Here is a 6,569-nt window from a genome sequence, read left to right as displayed (position 1 = left end):
GCAACAACGTCCCTGGACATCACACCTAGTGCTGCGTCGGCGTCTGAGACACGATCAAAGGTGCCTAGCGTGTGGTTCACGTAGTCCACCATCAGGCGGGCACGGAACCTGCCGTTGGGCAGGGTGGTGATTCCCCGGGGTGTCTTTCGTACGGTGCCTCTTGCCACGCCGCCCTCATTCCGTGTCCGACAGTGGTCTAAGTACCTGGTACGGCCTGAGTGACAGCGGCCATTGATGGCAGGTGACAGGCCTAGGCAAAATCCGCTAGAACACGCGGAAGGCCCCGGAACCGTGAGGGTTCCGGGGCCTTCCCGTGGTGGTGAGTGGAGCCGGCGGGAATTGAACCCGCGTCCGATGCAGTGTTGTCAGGGCTTCTCCGGGCGCAGTCTGCTGCGGGTGTTGCTCGGCCCTGTCCGTCCCGCAGACGGGCGGACAGCCCGGGCCCAGCCGGATTGATGTCGGTGCCACGACCCCCGGCGAGGGTGACACCCAGTGGCTATCTAGCTGACGCCACGGTCCGAGGCGATAGCAACCTCGGGGTGACGGACTCGATCACTGATCAGGCAGCGAGAGCGAAGTCAGTGCGCTTGGATTCGGCACTTATTGGTGTGCAGAGAGCGTTGACGAGATGACTCTGCATCCTCGGCCCGCTTCCCCTGTCGCGACATGCATCGTCGAAACCGATCGGCCCCTTGGTCGGGGACGACTCCCACTATGGAGTTGTCAATCACCACTGTGCAGTGCCGCCGCTGATGCGGCCTGCGAGTTCCATAACCTACCACGCCCCGGTTCCATTCCCCAGGGCCGGCGGGTTTTTCGGCCGCCGTGCCGGCGGCGGGTCCTTCGGCCGCCTCACCGTGCGGCCGTGCGGTCCGGACGTCGCCCTGCCCGCTGCCCGACGACGGTCAGGCCACTCCGGCGCGACGGTTGCGGATCCGCATGGCCCGCTGGGCCTCGCGCTGGTCCTGCTTCTCGCGCAGCCTGTGGCGCTTGTCGTACTCGCGGTTGCCGCGGGCGATGCCGATCTCCACCTTCACGCGTCCGTCCTTGAAGTAGAGGGACAGCGGGACGATGGTCATGCCGGGGTCCGTGATCTGGCGGCTGATCTTGGTCAGCTCGGCGCGGTGCAGCAGCAGCTTGCGCCGGCGACGCGCGGTGTGGTTGGTCCAGGAGCCGTTGAGGTACTCCGGGATGTAGACCTGTTCGAGCCAGAGCTCGTCCCGGTAGAAGACGGCGAAGCCGTCCACCAGGGAGGCCTTGCCCTCGCGCAGGGACTTCACCTCGGTGCCGGTGAGGACCATGCCGGCCTCGTAGGTGTCGGAGATCGTGTAGTCGTGGCGGGCCTTGCGGTTGGTCGCGATGACCACGCGCTCGCCCGGGGCCGGCTGCTTCGCGGCCTTGCCCTTCGAGTTCTTGCCCATGGTTCCCTTCCTTCCGCTCGGTCTGCACACGGGTGCGTCCGCATGCCCGGCGTGGGCATGCGGACGCACCAGTCTACGGCACAGCCGGTGGAGCGGCGCCGGAGACCGCGGCGATCCTCAGCTCAGCGTCGCGCCGGTGAGCTCGCGGACCTGCTCCTCGGTGACGCCGGGAGCACACTCCACCAGCTTCAGCTCAGGCTGCTCCGGTGTGCCGACGACGTCGATCACGGCGAGGTCGGTGATGATGCGGTCCACCACGGCCTTGCCAGTGAGCGGCAGGGTGCACTGGTCCACGATCTTCGGGGTGCCGTCCTTGGACACGTGGTCCATCATGACGATCACCCGGCCGGCGCCGTGGACGAGGTCCATCGCGCCGCCCATGCCCTTGACCATCTTGCCGGGCACCATCCAGTTGGCGAGGTCGCCGGCCGCGGAGACCTCCATGCCGCCGAGCACGGCGACGTCGATCTTGCCGCCGCGGATCATGCCGAAGGACAGGGCGGAGTCGAAGAAGGAGGCGCCCGGGTTGACGGTGACGGTCTCCTTGCCGGCGTTGATCAGGTCCGGGTCCACGTTCTCCTCGGTGGGGTACGGGCCCACGCCGAGGATGCCGTTCTCGGACTGCAGCACCACGGTGCGGCCGTCCGGGATGTGGTTCGGGATGAGGGTCGGCATGCCGATGCCGAGGTTGACGTAGGCGCCGTCCGGCAGCTCCTGGGCGGCGCGGGCGGCCATCTCCTCACGGGTCAGGCCGGTGGGCTTGGTGGTCTGGCTCATCAGGACTGCTCCTCCTTGGCCTTGCGCACGGTGCGCTTCTCGATGCGCTTCTCGATGTCCTTGCCGACCTCCACGATCCGGTGGACGTAGACGCCGGGCAGGTGCACCTCGTCCGGGTCGATCTCACCGGGCTCCACGAGCTCCTCGACCTGCGCGATGCAGACCCTGCCGGCCGTGGCGGCCGGCAGGGAGAACTGGCGGGTGGCCTTGGTGAAGACCAGGTTGCCGTGCCTGTCGCCCTTGGCGGCGTGCACGAGCGCGAAGTCGGTGACGATGGACTTCTCCAGCGCGTAGACCTGGTTCTCGGCCGGGTCCACGCTCACGTAGCCCTCGCCGAGGACGAAGGTGTCGGTGGGCTTGGCCTCGGAGGCCTTCACCACGTTGCCCTCGGCGTCGTAGCGCATCGGCAGACCGCCCTCGGCCACCTGGGTGCCCACGCCGGAGCGGGTGTAGAAGGCGGGGATGCCGGCGCCGCCGGCGCGCAGCTTCTCGGCCAGGGTGCCCTGCGGGACCAGCTCGACCTCCAGCTCGCCCTCCAGGTACTGGCGCGCGAACTCCTTGTTCTCGCCCACGTAGGAGCTGGTCATCTTGGCGATCCGGTGCGCACCCAGCAGGATGCCCAGGCCCCAGTCGTCCACGCCGCAGTTGTTCGAGACGATCGACAGCTCATCGGCGCCCTGGTCCAGCAGGGCCTCGATCAGCTGGATCGGGTTGCCGGAGAGGCCGAAGCCTCCGACGGCCAGCGAGGCGCCGGACGGGATGTCCGCCACGGCCTCCGCGGGGGTCGCCACGGTCTTGTCCAGACTCATGTGTCCTCCTCCTTGAGGGTCCCGGGCCGGCTCGGCCCGAACGTGCAGGGTCGGTGTCGCGGCCGCGCCCGCAGGCGAGGCCGCTCGGTCAGTGGGCGGTCCAGCCGCCGTCGATGGTGTACGAGGCGCCGGAGACGAGCGCGGCGTGCTCGGTGGCCAGCCACAGGGCGAGACCGCCGACCTCCTCCGGCTCCACCAGGCGCTTCACGGCGGCGTCGGCCAGCAGGACCTTCTCGAGGACCTCGTCCTCGCCGATGCCGCGGGTGCGCGCCTGGTCCGCGATCTGCTTCTCCACCAGCGGGGTGCGCACGAACCCGGGGTTGATGCAGTTCGAGGTCACCCCGTGCGGGCCGCCTTCGAGCGCCGTGGTCTTGGACAGCCCCTCGAGGCCGTGCTTGGCCGCCACGTAGGCGGACTTGAACGGCGAGGCGATCAGGCCGTGGGCCGAGGAGATGTTGATGATCCGGCCGAAGCCGCGCTCGTACATGCCGGGCAGGGCGGCGCGGATCAGCAGGAACGGGGCCTCGAGCATGATGCGGTGGATCAGGCGCCAGGTGTCCGGGTCGTAGTCCTGGATCGGGTCGATCCGCTGGATGCCGGCGCAGTTGACCAGGATGTCCGTGTCCAGCTCCAGCTCGTCCAGGGCCCGGGTCTCGGACAGGTCCACTGCCCAGGCCGTGCCGCCGATCTCCGCGGCCACCGTCTCTGCGGCCTCGGCCGAGACGTCCGCGACCGTGACCTCGGCACCGGCGGCGGCGAAGGCCTCCGCGCAGGCCCGGCCGATGCCGGAGGCGCCTCCGGTCACCACGGCACGGCGCCCGGACAGGGACAGGGTGGTGGCGTTCTCGCTCATGTCGAGGGACCTCCTGGCTCGGACGGGATGCTTCCCGACGACGGCCGCTCGCCTGCGTCAGGCGGGTGGCCGCCGTCGTGGGTCACTGTCCTCCTGCGGCCCCACGGCCGCAGGAGGAAGCGCGCTCAGCGGAACAGGACCAGGGCCTCACCCTGGCCGCCGCCGCCGCAGAGGGCGACCGCGGCGCGGCCGGAGCCGCGGCGGTTTAGCTCGTGGGCGGCGGTCAGGGCCAGGCGGGCACCGGAGGCGCCGATCGGATGGCCCAGGGCGATCGCGCCGCCGTTGACGTTGCAGTGCTCGGCGGAGTAGTCCAGGTCCTTGAGGGACTGCAGGGAGACGGCGGCGAAGGCCTCGTTGATCTCGATGAAGTCCAGGTCCTTGACCTCCCAGCTCTGCGTGGACAGGGCGGCCTTGATGGCGTCGGACGGCTGGGAGTGCAGCTGGGAGTCCTTCGGGCCGGCGGTCTGGCCCGGGGCGCCGACGGTGGCCAGGATCTGCAGGCCCCTCTCCTCCGCGTAGGCGCGGGAGGTGACGATCACGGCGGCGGCGCCGTCGGACAGCGGGGAGGCGTTGCCGGCGGTGATGGTGCCCTCCTTGGCGAAGGCCGGGCGCAGGCCGGCGAGGGTCTCGGCGGTGGTGTCCGCGCGGACGCCCTCGTCCTTGGAGACGACCACCGGGTCGCCCTTGCGCTGCGGGATCTCCATGGGGGCGATCTCCACGTCGAACACGCCGGCGGCCTGGGCCTGGGCGGCGCGCTGGTGGGAGCCGGCGGCGATCTCGTCCTGGGCGGCGCGGTCCAGGCCGCGCTCCCCGTTGCCGGACTCGGTCAGCTCGCCCATGGCCTCCTTGGACAGGGCGTCGGTGAGGCCGTCATAGGCCACCGAGTCCAGGACGGTGGTGGGGCCGTACTTGTAGCCCTTGCGGGCGCCGACCAGCAGGTGCGGGGCGTTGGTCATGGACTCCTGGCCGCCGGCCACCACGACCTTCGCCTCGCCGAGGCGGATCAGGCGGGCGGCGTCGATCACGGCGGTGAGGCCGGAGAGGCAGACCTTGTTGATGGTCATGGCCGGCACGTCCCAGGCGATGCCCGCGGCGAGGGCGGACTGGCGGGCCGGGTTCTGGCCTGCGCCGGCCTGCACGACCTGCCCCATGTAGACCATGTCCACGTCCGCGGCCGGGACGCTGGCGCGCTCGAGGGCGTGCTTGATGGCGTGCGCGCCGAGCTCCGTGGCGGCCAGGCCGGCCTGGGCGCCGAGCAGGCGGGTGAACGGAGTGCGGGCGCCGCCGACGATCACCGCGTCGGTCGGCTGCGGGGCGGGGACGGCGTTCTGCTCGGCCATGGTGACTCCACTTCCGCGGGGCGCACACTCCGGCCCCGCTGTCAGTTAATCGGGATGAACTGGATTCTGTCTCCCAGTCTATGACCTGGATCACCCGGTCGGCCACCGTGTGCGGCCTGCGCGTCGCCCCTCCACCGCCCCGGACCTCGTCTCCGGGCGCACGACGACGGCCGGTCGCCTCCGTGCGGAGGCGACCGGCCGTCGTCGGGAAGCAGGCGCGGACGCGCCGGGAGGATCAGGCCTGTTCGGCGGCCTCCTTGATCTGGGCGGCACGCCAGCGGATGCCGGCGTCGATGAAGTCGTCGATCGCGCCGTCGAACACGGAGGACGGGTTGCCCTCCTCATGGTTCGTGCGCAGGTCCTTGACCATCTGGTACGGGTTCAGCACGTAGGAGCGCATCTGGTCTCCCCAGGAGGCCTTGACGTCTCCGGCGAGCTCCTTCTTCTTCGCGTCCGCCTCGGCCTTGCGCTGCAGGAGCAGGCGGGACTGGAGCACGCGCAGGGCGGCGGCGCGGTTCTGGATCTGCGACTTCTCGTTCTGCATGGACACGACGATGCCGGTGGGGATGTGCGTCATGCGGACCGCGGAGTCGGTGGTGTTCACGGACTGGCCGCCCGGACCGGAGGAGCGGAACACGTCCACCTTCAGCTCCGACTCGGGGATCTCGATGGAGTCGTCCGCCTCGATGAGCGGGACGACCTCGACCGCGGCGAACGAGGTCTGGCGCCGGCCCTGGTTGTCGAAGGGGCTGATGCGCACCAGACGGTGCGTGCCGGCCTCCACGGACAGGGTGCCGTAGGCGAAGGGGGCGTTGACCTCGAAGGTCACGGACTTCAGGCCGGCCTCCTCCGCGTAGGAGGTGTCCATCACCTTGGTGGACCAGCCGCGCTGCTCCGCCCAGCGCAGGTACATGCGCATGAGGATCTCGGCGAAGTCCGCGGCGTCCACGCCGCCGGCACCGGCGCGGATGGTCACCACGGCCTCGCGCGGGTCGTACTCGCCGGAGAGCAGGGTGACGACCTCCAGGTCCTGCAGCGCCTTGGCGATGGAGTCCTTCTCCGAGTCGGCCTCGGCCAGCAGGTCCGGCTCGTCCTCCTCCGCGGCGAGCTCCACCATCGTCTCGAGGTCGTCGATGCGCTCCTCGAGCTTCTTCAGGCGGTTCAGCTCGGCCTGACGGTGTGAGAGCTTGGAGGTCACCTTCTGAGCGGCCTCGGGATCGTCCCACAGGTCCGGCGCGGCGGCCTGCTGCTCGAGGTCCGCGATGTCCGCCGTGATCTTCTCGAGGTCGGACACCTGCTCGATGGAGGACAGGGTGTGGCGCAGAGCAGAGATCTCTGCGGCGAAGTCAGTTTCAGCCATGGTGGGTCC

6 protein-coding genes and 1 other RNA gene are annotated in these 6,569 nt (G+C 70.0%); all 7 read right to left on the bottom strand.

Annotated elements, in window-relative coordinates; genetic code table 11:
* Positions 1-321 precede the first annotated feature (321 nt).
* Positions 322-692, bottom strand: a transfer-messenger RNA (tmRNA) gene (gene ssrA / locus HMPREF2863_RS01515).
* Positions 693-905: 213 nt separating this feature from the next.
* Entirely contained in the window at positions 906-1,421 is a 516-nt protein-coding gene (gene smpB / locus HMPREF2863_RS01510) for an SsrA-binding protein SmpB (RefSeq protein ID WP_070637494.1), read from the bottom strand.
* Positions 1,422-1,538: 117 nt separating this feature from the next.
* A complete protein-coding gene (locus HMPREF2863_RS01505) occupies positions 1,539-2,198 on the bottom strand; it encodes a CoA transferase subunit B (protein WP_070637492.1) in 660 nt (219 codons plus the stop codon).
* A complete protein-coding gene (locus tag HMPREF2863_RS01500; RefSeq protein WP_067190906.1) occupies positions 2,198-3,007 on the bottom strand; it encodes a CoA transferase subunit A in 810 nt (269 codons plus the stop codon). The genes HMPREF2863_RS01505 and HMPREF2863_RS01500 overlap by 1 nt, the downstream gene beginning before the upstream one ends.
* A gap of 88 nt (positions 3,008-3,095) precedes the next feature.
* Positions 3,096-3,860 carry a 3-hydroxybutyrate dehydrogenase gene (locus tag HMPREF2863_RS01495; RefSeq protein WP_067190912.1) on the bottom strand — a complete coding sequence of 255 codons (765 nt, stop codon included), beginning with the start codon at positions 3,858-3,860 and terminating at the stop codon, positions 3,096-3,098.
* A 125-nt stretch (positions 3,861-3,985) separates the two neighbouring features.
* Positions 3,986-5,200: an acetyl-CoA C-acetyltransferase gene (locus tag HMPREF2863_RS01490; protein ID WP_070637490.1), complete on the bottom strand. Its 1,215-nt coding sequence runs from the start codon at positions 5,198-5,200 to the stop codon at positions 3,986-3,988.
* 235 nt (positions 5,201-5,435) lie between these two features.
* Positions 5,436-6,560, bottom strand: coding sequence for a peptide chain release factor 2 (prfB, locus tag HMPREF2863_RS01485; protein ID WP_067190915.1), 1,125 nt, complete (start codon positions 6,558-6,560; stop codon positions 5,436-5,438).
* Positions 6,561-6,569 lie beyond the last annotated feature (9 nt).

Source organism: Micrococcus sp. HMSC067E09 (assembly GCF_001812555.1).
Classification (GTDB): Bacteria; Actinomycetota; Actinomycetes; order Actinomycetales; family Micrococcaceae; genus Micrococcus; species Micrococcus lylae.
The sequence above is the reverse complement of the archived record's forward strand: the minus strand, read 5'-3'. Positions and strand labels throughout refer to the sequence as shown.

What these genes read in the sequence shown, in the direction of transcription:
- prfB (WP_067190915.1), bottom strand. Translation starts at nt 6,560, where the DNA reads ATGGCTGAAACTGACTTCGCCGCAGAGATCTCTGCTCTGCGCCACACC.
- HMPREF2863_RS01505 (WP_070637492.1), bottom strand. Translation starts at nt 2,198, where the DNA reads ATGAGCCAGACCACCAAGCCCACCGGCCTGACCCGTGAGGAGATGGCC.
- HMPREF2863_RS01500 (WP_067190906.1), bottom strand. Translation starts at nt 3,007, where the DNA reads ATGAGTCTGGACAAGACCGTGGCGACCCCCGCGGAGGCCGTGGCGGAC.
- smpB (WP_070637494.1), bottom strand. Translation starts at nt 1,421, where the DNA reads ATGGGCAAGAACTCGAAGGGCAAGGCCGCGAAGCAGCCGGCCCCGGGC.
- HMPREF2863_RS01490 (WP_070637490.1), bottom strand. Translation starts at nt 5,200, where the DNA reads ATGGCCGAGCAGAACGCCGTCCCCGCCCCGCAGCCGACCGACGCGGTG.
- HMPREF2863_RS01495 (WP_067190912.1), bottom strand. Translation starts at nt 3,860, where the DNA reads ATGAGCGAGAACGCCACCACCCTGTCCCTGTCCGGGCGCCGTGCCGTG.